At 68.6% G+C, this 811-nt stretch carries 1 protein-coding gene and 1 pseudogene; both read left to right on the top strand.

Going from position 1 to position 811, the window contains the following annotated elements; all coding sequences use genetic code 11:
• A pseudogene (locus AC1DKQ_RS22400) lies at positions 1–336 on the top strand (sugar phosphate isomerase/epimerase); the annotation flags it as partial.
• A 116-nt stretch (positions 337–452) separates the two neighbouring features.
• Positions 453–811, top strand: a 359-nt coding sequence (locus AC1DKQ_RS22395) for a dihydroxyacetone kinase subunit DhaK (RefSeq protein WP_476920281.1), incomplete at its 3' end; no start/stop codon positions are given.

Below are 811 nucleotides of genomic sequence, written 5' to 3'. Positions count from 1 at the left end.
ATGGTCGCCAAGACCCTGCCGTACTCGAACTACTGGCACATGAAGAACTACATCCGCGACGAGGACGTCGCCCGGGACACCTACGTCGCGATGCCCGCCCCGATGGAATCGGGCCTGATCAACTACCGCGAGGCGTTCAAGGTCGCGCTCTCCGTCGGTTTCCAGGGCATCCTGTGCACCGAGCACTACGGCGGCGACGGCCTGTCCGTCACGGCCAGCAACCAGGACTACCTCCGCCGCCACGTCCTGCCCAAGACCGACGGCTACGCCCTCGGCCAGAGCCAGGTGGCACAGGGCCAGCAACAGCCCGCAACCACGGCGCTCGCCAGCGTCTAACGCAGGCGCCCGATACCGGGCTTGGTGCGGCCGTCAAGCCATTTGGGGGGGCGGCCGCACCACCCCAGATCTCTACCCAAAGCATTACTTCTCCAACACGGATTCAATGAGGAACCATGACTCAGATCTTCGACAATCCCGCTGATTTCGCGGATGAGGCACTGGACGGCTTCGTGGCGGCCAACCGCGGCTACGTGGCCCGTGTCGACGGCGGCGTGGTCCGCTCCACCGAGGTCCCGGCCGGGCAGGTCGCCCTGGTCATCGGTGGCGGCTCGGGGCACTACCCGGCCTTCGCCGGCCTCGTCGGGCCCGGCCTGGCCACCGGCTCGGCGTGCGGGAACATGTTCGCCTCGCCCGCGGCCGGGCAGGTCTACCGGGTGGCCAGGGCCGCGAACGCCGGCGGCGGGGTGCTGCTGAGCTACGGCAACTACGCCGGTGACGTGCTGCACTTCGGCCAGGCCCAGCTGCGCCTGAA

It is taken from the genome of Arthrobacter sp. 05L421, assembly GCF_056397785.1.
Note: the sequence above shows the minus strand (reverse complement) of the source record. Positions and strands in the feature narration are given on the sequence as shown.